This is a genomic window from Halobacteriovorax sp. HFRX-2_2 (genome assembly GCF_043196705.1).
Taxonomy (GTDB): Bacteria; Bdellovibrionota; Bacteriovoracia; order Bacteriovoracales; family Bacteriovoracaceae; genus Halobacteriovorax_A.
Genome location: NZ_JBEBMT010000001.1, coordinates 605,277 through 623,435, shown reverse-complemented (window position 1 = coordinate 623,435; position 18,159 = coordinate 605,277). Strand labels below are relative to the sequence as shown.

The following is an 18,159-nucleotide window of genomic DNA, read 5'->3' as shown; positions in this document are numbered from 1 at the left end:
CGTCTACAAAGTCTAATGAACAATCAAGAGATGAAGCATACCTCTGTTAATCTCTTCTCTCAGATATCTTTTATCCTAGTTGAAGATACGAATGAAACTTATACATTAATTCATAATAATGCTCATTATAATATCTCTCACCTCCTTAAAGAAGGTAGTCAGCGCATCACCCAAGAAGATAATTTTACTGTGACAAAAGGAACAATTGGGAGTTATCCAAATACAATCTTTCGCATGAAAGAATCTCAAATCCCTAATTTTGTGAATGCAATTAAAAATACTAAATCAGAAGCAAGTTATAGCAGGCTTCTTGATCGCTATGGAGTAAGAAGAAGTGACAAGAGGTTTTGGCCAACTCTCGATAAGATTCACGACATTGCTTTAAAAATAAAACCTATTGAATTTGGTCTCTATGATTTAAACCGTCTCGAAAATCGTTAAAGACACCAAATTTTAGTTAATATTTTAAAACGATCCTCCGACAGTTAAGTCATGGATAAAGTATTAATTTCGTGGGCGGGAAATGATGAGGTTGAATCCTTCTCTCCGTATTGTGCAACTATAAATAGAATTTTTTCATATTTGAATATCGATTTTAAACTCAAAACAGTTCACGTGAATTCTCAAATTCAAGGTGTGCCAGCTAAGATGAGTAGCCTACCTGCAATTATCGACGGCGAAAAAAAATTCCTAGGCCTTAGAAATTGTATCAATTACTTTAAGGATCTACGTGGGCAATCAGACTTATTTCTTTTAACAAGTGAAGAAGCAAGACAAGAGCAAGTCATACAGGATTGGTGTCTTAATTCATTATGGGCAAGTATCATTTACTTCTCATACAAAGATAATAGTGGCCTTAATGCTATGAAGAAGAAATTTGCTAAGCAAGCAAAGTATGTTCAAGACATCAATGAGACGCCGGAAGAAGTGATCTCATCAATAAGAGATGTCATTGTGAAAAAAATTTCTGAATATGAAATCTTTCATAAAGATCAAGACAGCGCTCTTGATCTCCTTGAATCGCAAATTATCTATATCAACGAGATCTTAGGTACGAAGAATTTTATTTTTGGAAATGAAATTAAATACATCGATATTCTTCTGTTCTGTCACTTAAATCGAATACTTATCACAGGGCTGGCCCCTGCTGACTTAATTAAGCAGAAGTACCATCGTATTATCAAGTGGCTACAAAGAGTTGCAGCACAAACACGTTCAAAAGATAATATCTATCCAACTCACTTAGAAAGTTAGGGGCAATATTTCTAATTATGTTCTTTTTCTATTAAACTTAGATAATAGTTATTAAATGGAGACATTATGAAGAATATTGCCATCGTCATGGCCATGGACTCAGAAGCGGCACCACTTCTTGAGAAACTAGGAATTGACTTCCAAGATAAGAAATTAGACCCAAACCTTCCAATGAAGTTATATCAGTGCGAATATCATGGGCACAAAATTTCAATCATCATTAGTGGTGAGTGTAAGCATCACAAGGTACAAAATGTCGGTACTTCTCCTGCTGTTGTTTCTACCCTTCTTGCTATTAGAGAGCTTGGAGCAGAAATGATTATCAATGCAGGTACTGCCGGTGGTTTTAGAAAACGTGGTGCAGAAGTTGGCGATGTCTATACGGCCGACACAACAGTATTCCATGATCGTAGAATCCCAATCCCTGGTTATGAAAATTACGGGGTTTATAAGACAACTCACGCTATTGCACAAGAATATGGAAAACTCCTGAACCTAAAGACTGCAATTATTTCAACAGGAAACTCACTTGATATGAGTGCAGAAGATGAGAAATTAATTGAAGCGAATCAAGCTGTTCTAAAGGATATGGAAGCAGGAGCTATTGGCTGGGTAGTTGATCAATTTAATATTCCAACACTCTTTTTAAAGTCTGTGACAGACATTGTTGACGGAGAGCATCCAACAGAGGAAGAGTTCTTTGCCAATTTAAGATTAGCATCGGATAATTTAGGTAAGAAATTAATTGAATTAATCGAAAAAATCTAAGGAGTGATTTATGAAACTACTAGCTGCGATGCTTTTTATCCTTCCAGTATTAGCTGCACCATGTGCTGGCCAAGAAGGTCAATATTGGATCAATAACGATGGGACACAAGGTGGATTCGTTGCTGATACTGCATATGTATCAAAGAATGTTTACATTGGGGAAAATGCACAAGTTTGTGATAAGGCCCAGGTAACAGGATTTGCAAAAATTACAGGAAACGCAATTATTTCAGACTACGCAAAAGTATGGGGAAATGCTCACGTGTATGAGAATGCACAAGTCTACGGCGAAGCGTCTGTATGGGATAATGCTGAAGCTTTTGGTGAATCTCGCATTTACGGATTTGCAGGCCTAAAAGGAAATGTAAAAGTATACGGAAAAGCACGTATGTTTGACGCTACTTACTCTTCAGGTCGTTATTACTAGGAATTAATATGAGAAAAATCTTTTTATTTTCACTGTCTCTTTTTCTAATTGTAGGCTGTAAGGAACAAACACAAGTAAAGCTTCGTGTTATTGAGACAACTGACCTTCATGGTTATTACAAAGACTACGACTATTATAAGAACAAAGAAAGTAAAAGATTTGGACTCGTTAAGACGGCGACACTCATTAAGAAGTATGCCGCTCAAGCAGATAATTATACTTTAATTGATAACGGTGATCTCCTTCAAGGGAATCCGATGGCCGACTTTGTGGCCACACATGGAAAAGAAGGAGTTCACCCTGCTTTTAAGCTAATGAATCATCTTAAATATGATGTTGGTAATATCGGAAACCATGAATTTAACTATGGTCTAGAATTTCTTGAGGCCTCTCTTAAAGACGCAAAATTTCCATATATTAATGCCAATGTCTACAAGGATGAAAATGGTAAACCTGGTCAAGCCTACTTCAAACAATATGTCATTTTAGAAAAGAAAGTGAAGGACACCAAAGGCCTTCCTCATAAGATTAAAATTGGCTACATAGGTTTTGTTCCGCCACAAATTTTGATTTGGGATAAGAATAACCTTGAAGGAAAAGTTGTCGCTCGCGATATTGTTGAAGTCGCAAAAGAATTAACGGCAAAAATGAAAAACGAAGGAGCTGACGTTATTATTGCAATTCCTCACTCGGGAATTAGCACTGATGAATACAAGCTCTACGCAGAAGATTCGGTTTATTACTTAAGTCGTGTTCCTTATATTGATGCCATTGCCTTTGGCCATACTCATGCCCTCTTTCCTTCTAAAGATTATGAAGGGATTCAAGGTATTGATGCTAAGAAAGGAACAATCAACGGTGTGGCCGCAGTTATGCCTGGCAAATGGGGATCACATGTTGGAATCATTGATTTAAAACTAAATTTTGATGGAAGTAAGTGGCATGTCATTGACGGTCAATCATCTGTTTACTCAATATATGATAAGGAATCAGACTCTAGTGTAAAACCAGATCTGGAGCTTGCAGAAATCATTGAAGATGATCACAAAAGAACAATTAAGCTGGCCGGCGAAAAAGTTGGTTTCTCTAAAGAGGAGTTTTACAGCTTCCTATCGCTAATTCAAGACGATGCTGCAACTCAAATTGTTTCAAATGCACAAATTGATTATGTAAAAAGAGCAATCCAAGGAGATGCGAACCTTAGCGGCCTTCCTGTTTTATCGGCCGTTGCACCTTTTAAAACTGGTGGAAGAAAGAATGATCCTAATGGTTATACAACTGTTGAGAAGGGAGTTCTTACTTTAAGAAATGCAGCTGACCTATACCTCTACCCTAATATGCTCTACGCTCTTAAACTTACGGGTAAAGAAGTAAAGATGTGGCTTGAATGTTCGGCCGGAATGTTCGCCCATATCGATCCGAAATATAGTAAAGATCAGCCACTTATTAATTGGGGAAATTTTCGTTCGTATAACTTCGACATGATTGATGGCCTAACATACGAAATCGACATCACAAAAAGAAGACACTACGATGAAAATTGTAAGGTTTTAAATAAGGATTCATTTAGAATCGAAAATCTAAAGTATCAAGGCAAGGCCGTAAGTGATAACCAAGAGTTTATTCTTGCTACAAATAGCTTTCGTGCAACAGGTGGAAAATTTCCAGGAGCTAAGAAGTCCAATGTCGTTTTCACGGCACCGGATAGTAATCGCCAAGTTCTTATTAACTACATTAGAAAAGAAACAAAAGAGAAAGGCTTTGTTGATGCACGTCCAAATGAAAATTGGAAAATCAAGCCAGTTCCAAACGCAGAAAAGCTAAAAGTTTACTTTGAAACTTCACCGTCAAAGAAAGCAACAAAGTACATAAGAAAGAATTCTAAATTTAAGCTTAATCGCATTAAGGGCCTAGATGATGAAGGCTTTGCAAAGTACTATATAATCCTCAAATAGACACATTGCTTCCACGAATATCCAAGGCGTAAGTCACTGAATTTACGCCTTGACGTATTAATAATATGACATTTACGCAAAGTTTAGATAAAATCTACGGTCCGAGGATTAAGTTCTCAAACGATTTAAAAGGATTTTATATGTCAGTATACGTCAATAGAACATTGAATATGAAAAAGATCAAGGCCATTGGTTTTGATATGGACTACACATTAGTTCGCTATAAAACAGAAGCATTCGAAAAATTTGTTTTCGAATTAGTACTTAAAAAACTAGTGGATGTTAAAAATTATCCAAAAGAAGTAACAGAATTAAAATTTGATTTTAACCAAGTTATTCAAGGTTTAATTATCGATCGTCTTCGTGGAAATATTCTACAAACAAACCGCTACGGAAAAGTGAAGATTGCAAAGCACGGTACAAAACCAATGGACTTTCATGATCAAAATGAAATCTACGGAAATAGTATCATTGATCTAAACTCTGATCAGTATCAATCACTGGATACAAACTTCTCTATTTCAAATGGAGCAATGTTTGCAAACCTTGTTGATCTAAAAGACCAAGGAATGAAGCTTCCTGATTACGAAACTCTCTCTCACGACATTAAAGAAGTTATCGATATCGCTCACTCTGACAATTCTCTTAAGGGTTATGTTGAAGAGCACCTTGAAGACTTTATTATCAAAGATCCAGAAGTAGCAAAACTTCTTGAGAGGTTTAAGCGTTTTGGAAAGAAGCTAATTCTTATTACAAATAGTGAATGGTCTTGGACGAAGAGATTAATGGAATACACAATCAATCCATTCTTAAAAGAACATGAGACTTGGACTGACCTATTTGATATTTCAATCTGTCTTGCATGTAAGCCAAGATTCTTTAACGTAAGTAATATGTTCCTAGAAATCCAAACGGATACAGGACTTATGACAAATGCCGAAGGACCTCTTGAGCAGAATAAAGTATACCAAGGTGGATGGGCAGGAAAGCTTCAAAAAGATCTAGGCCTTGAAGGTGAAGAGATTCTTTATCTTGGAGACCATATTTACGGTGACGTTCTTACATTAAAGAAAACATTTAACTGGAGAACGGCCCTTATCCTAGATCCACTAGAAGCAGAGATTGAAGCAATTAGACAGTCAACTCCGACACAAGCTCTTATAGATGCAGAAATGGAACAAAAAGAAAAACTGGAACATGAGCTAAACAAGCTTGAGCTTCTAAAGCACGAAGATCCAGAAAAGTATAATAAAGAAGATATTGGTAAAATCTTTAGTGAGATTGATAAGATCAACTCAAAAATTTCACATCATCTCGATACTTATCGTCAGTTCTTTAATGCCCATTGGGGTGAGATGATGAGAGCAGGCCTTGAAGAATCACGCTTTGCTGATCAAGTTGAGAAGTATGCATGTTTCTACATGGCAAAAATTACGGATCTTCTAGAGTACACACCACGTACTTACTTTAGGCCAAAGAAGAGAATCTTGGCCCACGAAGATTCGACTATGCTTTAAATTTAGATTGTACAAATTGTTGAAAGACTCGGTAAACTTCATCACCGTATCCCCCGGCCATAACCCATGCTTGGGGGATGCCTTTCGACTCTAATAATTCATACATATAATTATCCCTTTCAAGACATTGCTCTAAACTTAGCTGAATTCCCTTCGCACTTTCAAGAATATCTTTTTCATAAACATCCGCACCTTGAACGACAATACATAGATCGTAATCTTCTTTGATAAAGTCCCCTATCTGCTTGAGCTTCTCAAGATAGTTGTCTTCAGGTGTCACCGGAATATCAAGAGTACTTGGGATATAACTAGAGTTAGTTTTATCAGGGTTATCAAGAGGCCATCCATCTTTCATATGAATTGAGACACAGTCAATTGATTCATCATTAGCGACAATTTGTGCCGTTCCATCACCCTTATGCGCGTCCATATCCACAACGAGGCACTTCCCTAATCCTTTTTCCTTTTGAAGTTTTCTAATCGCAATCACAATATCATTAAACATACAAAAGCCACCAGGCCCATCACTCTTTGCATGGTGCATGCCTCCACCTAAGTGATACGAAAAACCAGATTCGAGAGCATTACAAGCAGCAAGAAATGTTCCTTCACAATGAGAAAGCGCACGATTAATAAAATCACTTAAGGGTTTCGTTGCGGCCATTGGATCATAACGATGGTAACTTCCATCATCATTAATAAGCTCGTAGGCTTCAAGGACAAGTCCAGTTGGGTCAAGCTTTGTTCGTGCACAAAAATCACGCTCATGAACAAGAGCAAGGTCACTTAAGAAAAAGTGAGTTGATCTTCTGCGCTCAAGAAAGGGAGAATTCTTAAATTCTTCTAAAATTTTTGTCACTCTTTCATCTTTTAAAGGAACACCAATACCGTAATCAGTATAGCTTCCAAGGGAGTCTTCCATATAATAGAGTCGACTTTTTTCTGGATGGTATTTCATAATCATTCCTTTATTAATGAAACTTAGCTTGCTTGATTATCCTAATATTATATAGTTATACCTTAAAATCGCCTGTAAATCTTACAAATTTAAGTATGAGACAAGGCCCTTTGCTATAGTAATCTATTAGCTTTGCTATAAGTATACGATTTTTTTGGGAGATTAAATTTCATGACAAATAGGACAATCTGGCTTCGCCATGAAACAAAACCATTTGAACAGCGTAGTGCTCTTACGCCACAAGCTGCCTTAGAGCTTAAGGAGCTTGGTCATGAAGTAATTATCGAACGCTCACCAAGTCGTATCTTTAAGGACGAAGAATTTGAGGCCCTAGGGCTTAAAATGATGCCGACAAATTCATGGATAAACTTTGCACCGGCCAATGCTTTTATCCTTGGACTAAAAGAACTTGATATTCACGAGTTCCCTCTAAGTCATCGCCATATTCACTTTGCTCACGTTTATAAAAACCAAACAGGTTCAAAGGAAATGCTTGATCGCTTCATTCAAGGAGACGGAAAGCTATACGACCTTGAATACCTTACTGACAGCAATGGAAAAAGAATTGCGGCCTTTGGAAAATGGGCAGGTTTTGTTGGAGCGGCGCTAGGACTTAAGAATTGGATTTGTCAGCAACGAGGAGCAGACTTCAATGAAAGTGCACCTCTAAGTTCATATTCATCTCAACATGATCTCGTAAACGAGTTATGTAAAGAGCTTGATGAGCTTGGCTCAAGGCCAAGAGTTTTAGTCATTGGAAATCGAGGGCGTTGTGGACGAGGAGCAAAAGAGCTTCTAGAGGCCGTAGGTGTTGAGATGACTGGTTGGGGAAGGGCCGACACGAAAGTTGCTAGGCCAATCAAGCAGATTCTTGACTATGATATTCTCGTTAACTGTACTTTAAATAAAACACCGGCGGAGCCATTCTTAGACTTAGATATCCTAAAGAATGAAAGAAATCTCTCTGTGATTTCAGATGTTAGTTGTGACCCGACAGGGCCGTGTAACCCACTTCCTATCTATCCAGATATCACAACGATTGATAAACCTACTTTCAAAGTTGAAGAACTAGATCAACTTCTCGAAGTTACGGCCATTGACCACTTACCTTCACTTCTTCCGAGAGAGAGTACTGAGGAATATGTAGAGCAACTACTTCCTTATTTAATTAATTTACTTAATGGTGATATTGAAGACTCTCCGTGGGAAAAAGCACTTGAGATCTTCTATCAAAAAACAATTGAGCTAGGATTAGAAAAGAAATTAGTGGAAGAGCCTCAGTTACTGATGTAATTTTCGATCGCTCTGACTTCATCGTAATTTTCAAAATTTTCGTACTTTTCATACCCTTTAATAAGGTATTGGCACTTCTTTAAGCAAAGCTGTGTTAGCACATCTACTCTTTCTTGCGAAAGCTGGCGATTTGCTTTGGCCCAGGCCATGGCCTTGACTCTCCAGTAGTCCATCGCAAAGAATTTAAATGACAGTTGATCGTCATGCCCAGCATGCTTGATAACGAAGGCTTCTTCTAAGAAAGCGATTTCATACAGAGACGTAATCTTAAGCCAGAGGTCATAATCTTCACAAACGATAAAGTCTTCATTAAAGCCACCCATTTCTTCAAATAAGCTACGCTCCATTAAGACACTTGATGGTGAGATTACACAATTTTTTAAGGAGCGAATAAACATATCCCCTCCAACTTTTTGATGTACTTTCTTTTGCTTTACAACCTCTCCATCTCTTAACCAATGCTCACCCGTATGGCAAAGACGAAGCTTAGAATTCTCCAGTAGGCCTAGTTGACTTTGAAGTTTGTTTTCACTCCACTCATCGTCTGAATCAAGGAATGCAATATAGTTTCCTGATGATTGGCCTACACCAAGATTACGAGCAGCAGAGACTCCTCGATTTTGTTGAAAGATATATTTGATACGCTCATCAGAAAAAGACTCGACGATATCTTTTGAATGATCACTCGAACCATCATCAACAATGATCAGTTCAAAGTTTTGAAAGCTTTGTTTTAAAACTGAGTCAATTGCACGGGCCAAGAAATTGGCCCTATTATAAGTGGGAATAATAACACTAACTAACACTATTAATGATATCTTCCAGCATATCTTTGGTTACTTTCTTTTCAAGAGAATTTAGAACTCCATCTAACTGATCATGATTTCTAGCACCACAAAGCACTGTACTTAATTCATCATGAGAAAGATTAAAATGAATTGCAAAGTCTAATCCGCTAAGCCCATGCTTCTCAAGTGCCGGCTGCATTCTTGCAACAATATCATAGCGACTCTCTTTATCCATCGCCTTCCACCATGGTGCCCATGAGCGGCAGTCACTTTTGTCAAACTTACGATCTTTTGTCACTCTTCCTGTAAGGATCCCCTTATCAAGAGTTCCCCAGCTCATGAAGCTTATGTCTTCACTTTTAATGATTGGGAAGATGTCATTTTTTACGTCTTGTTCAAAGAAGTTAAATTGAGATTGAATCACTTCGATCTTATCAATTTCAGAAGCTAACTTAAACTCTTCTGGCGTTGTATTACACAGGCCAATATGCTTAATTTTGCCTTCATGCTTGGCCTTCGCAATAACCTCAAGAGTTTTTCTAATATCCACTCTCTCATCAGGCCAGTGAACCATATAGAGATCAATATAGTCTGTATTTAAATCCCTAAGAGACTGTTCAATCATTCTTTGTGTAACGACTGGATCATTAGTCATATCCACGCGTTTATTCTCATGCCAAGTCACTCCTGACTTAGAGACAATAAATACTTTTTCGCGATTATTTTTAAAGGCTTCACCAATTCTCTTCTCACTCTCGCCAAAACCATAAATTGGTGCTGTATCGAAGATCTTAACTCCACGATCAAAGGCGTATTGTAAGAGACTAATAGAGTCTTCCTTACTAATATCACCAAATCCATAACCTGCGCCCTCTCCAGAGATGCTGGCGCCACCAAATGCGAATTGTCCAAATTGATCTAATATTTTCATAAGTCATGAATATCTATTTCGCCTAAATGCGTAAAGACTTGACGCACCGACAAGATAAGCGTTATCTCCTAGTTATGGATTTACTTGTATTTGCCCACCGCGGCGAGGCCCAAACATTTTTAAAAGAGATGGATTTTAAGTCCCATCCAGAATTTAACGACCTCTACTTAAGTGGTGATCAGAGTTACGGTTTAGTTCTCACAGGAGAGGGCCCACAGAATGTCATGATGGCACTTACCTATGCGATGGGTGTTCTAAAGACACAGGGAATCCAGCTAGGCCTACTTATTAACCTTGGAATCTGTGCCTCTTTTAATAAAGATCTTCGACAAGGTGAAATATTTGAGATTAGAACGATCTATGGGCAAAATGAATTCAAAAGCTTTCAGTGCCTAGGTGAATCTTCAAAGCTGGATCTTATTACCGCAAATGAACGAATTCTCGATACTGAGCTTGCAAAGGAACTTTCTCACTTTGCCCCACTTGCTGACCGCGAGGCCTGGGCCATTGGGTTAGTGGCCAAGAAATTTCAAACTCCTTTAAGAGCTTTCAAGTTAATTTCAGATCACGTTACGGATGCACCAATTTGTGAATATATCAAAGAACATGCACAGGATTACTCTCAAGAGCTCTACCGCTACTATGTAAGTTCGGTATCAAAAAAAGAAAAGTCCTTAAATAGTGAGCTTCCTCTTCTCGATGATAAAGACTTCTATTTTACTCTTTCTCTAGAACGTGAAGTGAGAAACTTAACAGGGCAAATCCTTGTTAAGTATGAAATGAACCTGAAAGAACTTTTAAACTTAAGTGCCATAAAAGATATTAAGGCCCTTGAAACAACGCCAAAGAAGAAGGCATTAGAACTTAGAGACTTCTTAAAAGAAAAGCTCTATCCGACTCGAACAAAAATTATTAAACAACTTGATAGCTTTGTTAAAGACACAGGCTTAGAAAAGAATGAACTAACTTATGATCCTTCACTTGAGAAAGTTATCCTTAATATACGATCAAAAGTATCTTCTGAAAAAGAACTGGTGAATCTCCAAAAGAAACTCTCTAAAATTGACTGGCAAAGATTTAACTCCCTAATGAATGGAGAAGAGCTTTGAAGATAGAAAAGATCTTTATTGAAGACTCAATTAAGGATGCCATTGTCGCAGCTCAGTTACCACTGAAGTTTCCAAAAGCAAAAGTCGAAATTATTTCAAACTATGCTGATATTTGGGGAAGGGTAAAAAAGCCTTATCTGCAAAAGAGAGACTCACTAAACCTCTTTATTGCTCGAAAGCAAGGCCAACTTGTAAAAGAAGCTCCTAATGCCTATGGTATCTCAGGAGAGCCCCACTACTATTTTATTCATGCCTATAATTGTATTTATGAATGTGACTATTGCTACCTACAAGGTTATTTCAATACTCCAGATCTAGTTCTCTTTGTGAATCATGAAGAGATCATTAATGAAATGCAGAAGCTGGCAGATAGGTCTCCAGAAAATATGTGGTTTCATGCGGGAGAATTTAGTGACTCTCTTGCCCTGACTCACCTTACTGGGGAGCTAAACTATTACCATGAATTTACGAAGAAAAATCCTCACTGCTATATTGAGCTAAGAACAAAATCGGCAAATATTAAAGAGCTTCTAAAGCTTGCACCACTGCCAAATTTTATTACGTCCTTTTCTCTTTCACCAAAGAGTAAGGTTAAGTCTCATGACCTAAAGACTCCAAGTCTCTCGGCCCGTCTTAGGGCCATTAAGAGTCTTTATGAAGCAGGCCACCCTATTGGTATTCACTTTGATCCTGTCATTCACAGTGAGAGTTTTGAAAGTGAATATGAAGAATTAATTAGTGAACTAAGTGAAGTCATTCCCTTAAGTAAGGTTGAGTATATATCAATTGGAGTTGTTCGCTTCACAAAGGATGTCTATTCTCAGGTGAAGAAGAACTACCCACAAACAACTTACTTTCATTCTGAATTAACAAAGGGTGAAGATGGAAAGATTCGTTATCCAAGGCCTATGAGAATGTGGATTCTAGGAAAGATAAAAGACCTTTGCCTAAGAGCAGGTGCCAGCGAAAAGAGTACCTATCTTTGTATGGAAGAATAATTACTCGTTTAAGAATTCTGGATAATTAAAATAGAGAATCTCAACCACAGAAGAAGAGAATCCTCGTTGTCTTTCACGATAATTGCGATAAACCTCTCCAGGGTTTACAACCTTAGCGTTCTTAGCTGAAGCCTGATCAAAGCCTGCCTGAGAAGTCGACATCTCATCATAAATTGCTTCAAGCTCAGAGAAGTACTCTTGATTCTTACTTGATAAACTTCCTACGGCCTTTAAAAGAGTAAGAGACATAAGAATATTGTCTTGCAAGCTATCAGTCTCAAGACTAACGACAAGTTTATTTACAGCACTGTCTACGATCTCCGCTCTTTGTGCATCCGTTAGCTTACCTTCACTCGACATTTCAATAATAGTTTCAAAGAGAACTGTAATATTGGACTGGCGGCAAACAAGAGGTGCTCGCATGATCGTTGCCATATCCTCTTCACTTATCTCATCCACACTATCAAGGGCCTCTTGCGCGTACTGAGGAAAGCGCTTTGCTATCGCTCTTCCTTCAAGATTCATCAGTAGATCTAAAGACCTATTTACCACATTTACGATGCTTTCATCTTGGGCGTAGAAGCTAGAATCAGGATCAATAATTTGAGCTGGGGGCAAATATTCATTAAAAGTAACTTCACAGTCAGAATTACTTTTTTTTAACTCTTCAATAGTTGAACTCAACTCAGAGAAGACGCCACTATCCGGTCCAAGCCCATTAAGTGCTACAACCTGATCATCAGACCTCTTATAGTCTGCCTGCTCATGGAATTGCTTGCGTGGAACGAATTTCTTCTTAGGTAGTGCGCGATCTGTAAAAGCGATTGGGGCATTCTGAGAGTACTGCTCCCTCAAGGCCTCTGGGTGGTATTCATCATTGTAATAAGTGTAGAAATAGTAACCGAGGGCCATTAAGACCAAGACCGACAAAAACAATAATATTCGTTTTTTCAAATCTCTTCCCTCGAAAAAAGTTCTAACTAGCTAGAATTACACTTAATAATAACTATATGATAACGACATTCCGCTGCTATGTCCAAATAACTTTGGTTTTTTGCAGTAAAAACCGTAGGATATTACGCAATTTGTACAAAAGTAGTTGCACTTTTACGACGTTATGTTTATATTCTACAACCTAATAACCCATATATTAATGTAGAGTTTATATAAATAAATAAGGATGAAGTGATGGCACGTACATGTGATTTAACTGGAAAAAGAAGACTTGTTGGTAACAAAGTTTCTCACGCTAAAAATAGAACTAAAATGACTCAAAAACCAAACCTTCAAACGAAGAGAGTTTTTGATCCTGTAACAGGTGAAACAATCAAGCTTAGACTTTCAACTAGAGCAATCAGAACTCTAGATAAAGTTGGTTCACTTTCTAAGTTCCTTAAGAAGTACAAGCACCTTTGGAACGCTTAATTAGATTATAATCGATTTAAGATAAAGAAAAGGCCAGCATTTTGCTGGCCTTTTTATTTGGGTAATTTTAATTTTTCTTAGTATTGAACATCTACTTGATCAATAGCAAATCCCCACTTCTGAACTGAACGATCAGACTTGAAAATAAGCTTAAGCGTATCACCTTCAGCGAAGAAAGAAGTATAGTTCTCACCTGAACCTGTAATCTTCTCAATTAGTACACCTCTAGCATCTCTAACTTCGATAAAGTCATAACGATTCTCAAGATCAAATTTACGAACTCTAACTCTCATAAATTTTGCACCTTCAACAGTGTAAGTCGTCTCAAGAGTTTGGTTCTCTAAGTATGGGTGCTCAGATTCAAAAGAAGAAACATTTACTGTTTCCCAATCTTCTGGATTTGGCTCATTTCTTTCAGGAACTGTATCAGTTAAAAGGTTGTAAGCATTGATACGACCAGCGTTGATTGTCTTACCTCTTAGCGCTGCTACAGGATCAGAAGTAACCATTACCTTATTTCTAATTTGTAGTGGAGTAAGTCCTTTGTTTTCAGAAAGGAAAAGACCAATTACACCAGAAACATGTGGCGTTGCCATTGAAGTTCCAGAGTAAGAAGCATAACGTCCACCCTTAACAGTTGAAAGAATCTCGTGTCCTGGAGCACCAATATGTACCGTTGAACGTCCGTAACAAGAGAAGCTTGCTAGTTCATCTGCAGCAGTTGTTGCAGCAACAGAAATTACGTTATCAACATTGTAGTTTGATGGGTAGTGTGGCTTTGAATCATTGTCTGTTGAAGAGTTACCAGCAGCTGCAGTGAATACGATCCCTGCTTCATTAGCTCTTTCGATTGCTTCTTTAAGAGCTTCTGAGCGGCCACCGCCTCCCCAAGAGTTTGACATAATATCAACACCAATTTTCGTTGCATAATCAATCGACTTAATTGCAGCTTCAGTTGATCCTGAACCACTATCTGTTAGGAATTTAATCCCTACGAATTGAACATCTCTCATTACACCAGCAACACCAATTGCGTTATGTGAAGCACCGATTGTCCCTGCACAGTGAGTTCCGTGAGAGTGACCGTCCATTGGATCACCATCATTATTTGCGAAGTCATATCCGTGGATATCATCGATATATCCGTTTCCGTCATCATCAATTCCGTTACCTGGAATTTCACCTTCATTTGTCCACATTTGATCTCTTAGATCCGGGTGGTTGTAATCAATCCCTGTATCGATAACTGCAATCTTAATTGCACGATCACCTTGAGTAATTTCCCATGCTCTTAGTGCATCAACGTCTGCACCTTCAAGACCAGAAACACCTCTTGGAGCATTTGAACCAGTATTTCTTAGTCCCCATAGTTGACCAAATTTTTCATCAGCTGGCGTGTAGTAAACACCTTCATCTGAAGAAGTGTTATAACTTAAGATCTCTTCTAATACATTTGTGTGTACGATTGGCTTAACGATTTCATAGATAAAGTTTGGCTCTGCATACTCTACCTCTGCTCTTTCGTTCATTTGCTTTGCAATCGCATCAATTGATACAAGAGACTCATTAAACTTAACAACATATAAGTCACCAGACGTTAGTTCGATACGACGGTCAAGTGAACTTCCATGTAATGATTGTCCAAAGAAACTTTCAACAGATACATCTTTCTTTAACTTTACGATTAGTTCACCTGGAACGTAATCAGCAGCTAATGGAGAAAGTGCCATTGCTGAAACAACAGCGGGTGCTAAAAATGCTTTTAATCTCATTAGATCCTCCTAATCTTTTTGTCTCCCTTCCATGGGAGACCCTATGCTAAGACTTTTGAATAATTGTCTATCAACTAGTTTAGCACTCTTTCAGAGGCAAAAATTTCAAAAGATACAAAATATTGAAAATGTGAGAAAATGTTAGTTAATGATACACGGTAAAAGTAGCGACCCAGTCCTAATAAAGAGAATCAAAGTTAACGTTTGGACACTTCGAGATGAAGTGGAAGCAGCGGTAAAACTAAGATACAAAAACGGCGAAAAGCCTAATATTGACGACCTCATCGAGATTTATAAGGATAAGGGCGAACTACCTATCAACGATAGCATTGAAGATGAAGAGGCAGCTCTTGATCCACAAGCTTTGGCCGATGCTGCCATGGCCGGAGACAATGTAACGCCGATCAAAGAAACAAAAATCATCAAGCAATTTATTCCTGATTTACCTCCTGCGAAGGTTTACGTAGGAAATATTCTCCTATCAGAACTCTATATGGATGGTATGTATTTCTTCTGTGAGAAGCAATTTACTCAAGGTCAATCAATTGTTGTTGATATTCAAATTCCAAATCGAATTATTCTAAATGGTGTCGTGATCTTCTCACGTACCTACAATATGAAGAGTCGTATTATCTCACAAACGAGCATGCCTTTCCGAACAGGTATCAAGTTTACATTCCTTAAAGAAGGTGAACGTACCCTACTTAGGAATTTTATCAAATCTATTGAGCCAGAAGTTAGAGAAGAACCTACTGCTCCAGCGGCGGCCAAAGAAAATAGCTCAGATGGTGATGATGACTTCGATCTCTTTGACGATCTCGAATAAGAATTCTAGAATTTCTTATGCAAAATATTAAACGTAATTACTTTTCAGCTAGCCTTGTCTCAATACTCTTTATTACTCTCCTATTTGGAGCAGTTATTAGTGAGTTTTTTCAGGCACCAGTTATTACATCAAAAGAACTTTCTAACCTCCAATTTCTTTTCACAAGTGATCAGGTTGATAAAGTTGATAATATTTCCCTTCAATCAAACCTTGGACGCTTTAGCCTCGCTAAAAACAAGAACCAATGGATTATTACAAAGCCTAGAAGAATTAATGCCAATGAGGCAATCATTAATAAACTCTTAGACTCACTAAAGAATGTGAAGATTAAAAAGATCTTTCCAAAGGATCCGATTAACCTTTCTAACTTCTCTCTTGATAACCCAACTTCGATTGTTACACTAAAGGGTGAAGATGGATCAGATGAAACAATCTCATTTGGTTTAATCAATCCAATTGATAACTCGACTTATGTTGTAAGTGATAAGGACAATGCTATCTATCACGTCAACGCAGTAAAGTTCTCTCTTGAAAAAATTGACCTTCCCTCTCTTATTGACTCACGAGTCTTTAGCTATGCACCAAGTGATATTAGAGGTGTTACAGTTATTAACTCTGGGAAGTTACGTTTTGAATTTAGCCGTAATGATAAAGATATTTGGGTTTCAGGAAATAAGGCCCTTGATGATGAGGCGGTACAAGAGTTCTTAGTAAAGCTAACAAGCTTTAAGTCAAACTCTATTCTTGATAAGAGAACAGAGAAGATGGATAAGGCAATTGAGCGCTATCTGGCCAAGCCATACTTTAAAGTCATCGTTAAGATCAAAACAGGTGAAGAAATTGAGTATGACCTCTCTTGGGTATTAACAAGCTTACCTGATCTTAATATTGAGAAAAAAGAGAATTTTATTATTCGAGCATCAAATAGAGAGCACCCTTTCTTAGTAAGCAAAGAGTACTTAAATGTTTTATACAAAAGGCTAAGATCTTTTAGACCAAGCCCTTTGAATAAAATTATTTATTAAGCGATTAAATTATTAAGGATATCAGAAGCCGCGCCTTCAACTTCATCAATGACGTGTTGAATGGCCTTACCGATACGGTGATGTTTGATTGGAAACTTCGCAAAAGGAATGAACATATAGTATGTCTCACCTTTGCAAGTCTCAAGAGCATTTAAGTCCTTAAAGATATTTTCATCAAAGTCAATTTTTACAGATTTTGCTTTTGTGCAATTTCCAATGACTTCATCAAACTCTTCGAATTTTTTCCCTGTAGCGCTGAGGAGTCCCCCAACCTCAGCACTAAGAGATATTTGGTCGGACTGCGATAGACTTAAGAAGTTCTTATGACCTTCAATTGATACAAGGATTCCCTTGCGACTCAATTGAACAATCTGTCCATCAACAGGTTTTAAAATAGAATTCCAAAATGAGAATTTAGCTTTTAAATTTGTATTCATTCTAAAGTCACGATGACTTAGAGAAAGATTATTAAGTAGGCGATCATAGACAAATAATTTGTAGATATCATAATCAACCCATCTCATTGAATGAAGATGCATAAATGGCCCGGCCTTATGCTTTAGAGAAATAAGCGTTTGCTTATTCACATCAAACCATAGGTGCTTAAGCCTAGGATCAATATAGAAGTTATACAGATCAAAGAGAGTTGTCTCCATCTCTCCTTTCTTATTAACAAGCCAAACTGGAATCTCTTTAAAGTTCTCAAGCTCTTCCTTTACTTCCTCAATACTCATTGAAGAATCACCATTTAAGTGTCGCTCTTTCATTGCACAAATTAGCTTTGACCAATTCGACCAATGTAGACTGTATGAACTGTCATCAAATAGTTGAATTGATTCAAATAATTTCGGGTCAGCAATATAATCTTCTAGATTCTTTAGCGCACTCATGGCCTTCTCACTTGTCAAAATTAGCTCAACATTCGTTCTATTCATTCAATATAGCAACTTAGTTAATTAATTCGAGACTTATTCAAATTAGCCTTTAATTTCTATTAATTCCGAGTGCTTAACTTATAAACTAAGGCTTTCTCCAATAATTTATAAAATTGCGAAATATTGCCTATTATTCTTGGTATTTAATGATTTTAGCGACTTAAGCTATAATATGAAC

General features: G+C 37.5%; 18 protein-coding genes. 12 read left to right on the top strand and 6 right to left on the bottom strand.

The genetic code is table 11. The features are described from left to right. The 6 genes from ABMA79_RS03040 to ABMA79_RS03015 form a co-directional block, all read left to right on the top strand. The coding region (locus ABMA79_RS03040) for a fatty acid cis/trans isomerase (protein ID WP_393090212.1) at window positions 1–441 on the top strand (441 nt) is incomplete at its 5' end. Window positions 442–492: 51 nt separating this feature from the next. Further along, window positions 493–1,254: a glutathione S-transferase C-terminal domain-containing protein gene (locus ABMA79_RS03035; protein ID WP_393090209.1), complete on the top strand. Its 762-nt coding sequence runs from the start codon at window positions 493–495 to the stop codon at window positions 1,252–1,254. Window positions 1,255–1,320: 66 nt separating this feature from the next. After that, complete coding sequence (locus ABMA79_RS03030; protein WP_392856472.1) at window positions 1,321–2,022, top strand: 5'-methylthioadenosine nucleosidase; 702 nt, start codon at window positions 1,321–1,323, stop codon at window positions 2,020–2,022. Between the two features lie 10 nt (window positions 2,023–2,032). Beyond that, entirely contained in the window at window positions 2,033–2,449 is a 417-nt protein-coding gene (locus ABMA79_RS03025; protein ID WP_393090206.1) for a hypothetical protein, read from the top strand. An 8-nt stretch (window positions 2,450–2,457) separates the two neighbouring features. After that, window positions 2,458–4,404 (top strand): bifunctional 2',3'-cyclic-nucleotide 2'-phosphodiesterase/3'-nucleotidase, encoded by a 1,947-nt coding sequence (locus ABMA79_RS03020; protein ID WP_393090203.1) that lies wholly within the window; start codon window positions 2,458–2,460, stop codon window positions 4,402–4,404. 140 nt (window positions 4,405–4,544) lie between these two features. Then, window positions 4,545–5,921: an HAD-IG family 5'-nucleotidase gene (locus ABMA79_RS03015; protein ID WP_393056219.1), complete on the top strand. Its 1,377-nt coding sequence runs from the start codon at window positions 4,545–4,547 to the stop codon at window positions 5,919–5,921. Here the strand turns inward: ABMA79_RS03015 and ABMA79_RS03010 are convergent. After that, entirely contained in the window at window positions 5,911–6,879 is a 969-nt protein-coding gene (locus ABMA79_RS03010; RefSeq protein ID WP_393090201.1) for a histone deacetylase, read from the bottom strand. The two genes, ABMA79_RS03015 and ABMA79_RS03010, sit on opposite strands and share 11 nt — an antisense overlap. 171 nt (window positions 6,880–7,050) lie before the next feature. Between ABMA79_RS03010 and ABMA79_RS03005 the strand changes: the two genes are divergently transcribed. Beyond that, window positions 7,051–8,172, top strand: coding sequence for a saccharopine dehydrogenase (locus ABMA79_RS03005; protein ID WP_393090199.1), 1,122 nt, complete (start codon window positions 7,051–7,053; stop codon window positions 8,170–8,172). Here the strand turns inward: ABMA79_RS03005 and ABMA79_RS03000 are convergent. Together ABMA79_RS03000 and ABMA79_RS02995 are read right to left on the bottom strand one after the other, a co-directional pair. Beyond that, the gene (locus tag ABMA79_RS03000) at window positions 8,157–8,978 is read right to left on the bottom strand and encodes a glycosyltransferase family 2 protein (protein WP_393090197.1); all 822 of its coding nucleotides are present in this window, start codon (window positions 8,976–8,978) and stop codon (window positions 8,157–8,159) included. The two genes, ABMA79_RS03005 and ABMA79_RS03000, sit on opposite strands and share 16 nt — an antisense overlap. Beyond that, entirely contained in the window at window positions 8,968–9,891 is a 924-nt protein-coding gene (locus tag ABMA79_RS02995) for an aldo/keto reductase (protein ID WP_393090194.1), read from the bottom strand. Before ABMA79_RS02995 ends, ABMA79_RS03000 begins: the two co-directional genes overlap by 11 nt. Before the next feature lie 74 nt (window positions 9,892–9,965). On the opposite strand from ABMA79_RS02995, the gene ABMA79_RS02990 reads away from it, so the two are divergent. Further along, window positions 9,966–11,000, top strand: a complete 1,035-nt coding sequence (locus tag ABMA79_RS02990; protein WP_393090191.1) for a hypothetical protein — start codon at window positions 9,966–9,968, stop codon at window positions 10,998–11,000. Beyond that, window positions 10,997–11,998 (top strand): radical SAM protein, encoded by a 1,002-nt coding sequence (locus ABMA79_RS02985; protein WP_393090188.1) that lies wholly within the window; start codon window positions 10,997–10,999, stop codon window positions 11,996–11,998. Before ABMA79_RS02990 ends, ABMA79_RS02985 begins: the two co-directional genes overlap by 4 nt. On the opposite strand, the gene ABMA79_RS02980 is transcribed toward ABMA79_RS02985, so the two are convergent. After that, window positions 11,999–12,952, bottom strand: a complete 954-nt coding sequence (locus ABMA79_RS02980) for a hypothetical protein (protein WP_393090185.1) — start codon at window positions 12,950–12,952, stop codon at window positions 11,999–12,001. A 234-nt stretch (window positions 12,953–13,186) separates the two neighbouring features. Between ABMA79_RS02980 and rpmB the strand changes: the two genes are divergently transcribed. Then, on the top strand, window positions 13,187–13,423 hold the full coding sequence (gene rpmB, locus ABMA79_RS02975; protein WP_021266376.1) for a 50S ribosomal protein L28: 237 nt from the start codon (window positions 13,187–13,189) through the stop codon (window positions 13,421–13,423). 77 nt (window positions 13,424–13,500) lie between these two features. On the opposite strand, the gene ABMA79_RS02970 is transcribed toward rpmB, so the two are convergent. Beyond that, window positions 13,501–15,195: a S8 family serine peptidase gene (locus ABMA79_RS02970; protein ID WP_393090182.1), complete on the bottom strand. Its 1,695-nt coding sequence runs from the start codon at window positions 15,193–15,195 to the stop codon at window positions 13,501–13,503. A 148-nt stretch (window positions 15,196–15,343) separates the two neighbouring features. Here ABMA79_RS02970 and ABMA79_RS02965 point away from each other — a divergent pair, with 148 nt between their 5' ends. Both ABMA79_RS02965 and ABMA79_RS02960 read left to right on the top strand, forming a co-directional pair. Continuing rightward, complete coding sequence (locus tag ABMA79_RS02965) at window positions 15,344–16,021, top strand: hypothetical protein (protein WP_393090179.1); 678 nt, start codon at window positions 15,344–15,346, stop codon at window positions 16,019–16,021. Between the two features lie 17 nt (window positions 16,022–16,038). Next, window positions 16,039–17,046: a DUF4340 domain-containing protein gene (locus tag ABMA79_RS02960; protein WP_392856494.1), complete on the top strand. Its 1,008-nt coding sequence runs from the start codon at window positions 16,039–16,041 to the stop codon at window positions 17,044–17,046. Here the strand turns inward: ABMA79_RS02960 and ABMA79_RS02955 are convergent. Then, on the bottom strand, window positions 17,043–17,981 hold the full coding sequence (locus ABMA79_RS02955) for a hypothetical protein (RefSeq protein ID WP_393090176.1): 939 nt from the start codon (window positions 17,979–17,981) through the stop codon (window positions 17,043–17,045). The two genes, ABMA79_RS02960 and ABMA79_RS02955, sit on opposite strands and share 4 nt — an antisense overlap. Window positions 17,982–18,159 lie beyond the last annotated feature (178 nt).

Excerpts from the sequence above, each read along its gene's own strand:
- ABMA79_RS03005 (WP_393090199.1), top strand. The coding sequence starts at position 7,051 with ATGACAAATAGGACAATCTGGCTTCGCCATGAAACAAAACCATTTGAA.
- ABMA79_RS03010 (WP_393090201.1), bottom strand. The coding sequence starts at position 6,879 with ATGAAATACCATCCAGAAAAAAGTCGACTCTATTATATGGAAGACTCC.
- ABMA79_RS02995 (WP_393090194.1), bottom strand. The coding sequence starts at position 9,891 with ATGAAAATATTAGATCAATTTGGACAATTCGCATTTGGTGGCGCCAGC.
- ABMA79_RS03015 (WP_393056219.1), top strand. The coding sequence starts at position 4,545 with ATGTCAGTATACGTCAATAGAACATTGAATATGAAAAAGATCAAGGCC.
- ABMA79_RS03020 (WP_393090203.1), top strand. The coding sequence starts at position 2,458 with ATGAGAAAAATCTTTTTATTTTCACTGTCTCTTTTTCTAATTGTAGGC.
- ABMA79_RS03035 (WP_393090209.1), top strand. The coding sequence starts at position 493 with ATGGATAAAGTATTAATTTCGTGGGCGGGAAATGATGAGGTTGAATCC.
- ABMA79_RS02970 (WP_393090182.1), bottom strand. The coding sequence starts at position 15,195 with ATGAGATTAAAAGCATTTTTAGCACCCGCTGTTGTTTCAGCAATGGCA.
- rpmB (WP_021266376.1), top strand. The coding sequence starts at position 13,187 with ATGGCACGTACATGTGATTTAACTGGAAAAAGAAGACTTGTTGGTAAC.
- ABMA79_RS03030 (WP_392856472.1), top strand. The coding sequence starts at position 1,321 with ATGAAGAATATTGCCATCGTCATGGCCATGGACTCAGAAGCGGCACCA.
- ABMA79_RS02955 (WP_393090176.1), bottom strand. The coding sequence starts at position 17,981 with ATGAATAGAACGAATGTTGAGCTAATTTTGACAAGTGAGAAGGCCATG.
- ABMA79_RS02965 (WP_393090179.1), top strand. The coding sequence starts at position 15,344 with ATGATACACGGTAAAAGTAGCGACCCAGTCCTAATAAAGAGAATCAAA.
- ABMA79_RS03025 (WP_393090206.1), top strand. The coding sequence starts at position 2,033 with ATGAAACTACTAGCTGCGATGCTTTTTATCCTTCCAGTATTAGCTGCA.
- ABMA79_RS02960 (WP_392856494.1), top strand. The coding sequence starts at position 16,039 with ATGCAAAATATTAAACGTAATTACTTTTCAGCTAGCCTTGTCTCAATA.
- ABMA79_RS02990 (WP_393090191.1), top strand. The coding sequence starts at position 9,966 with ATGGATTTACTTGTATTTGCCCACCGCGGCGAGGCCCAAACATTTTTA.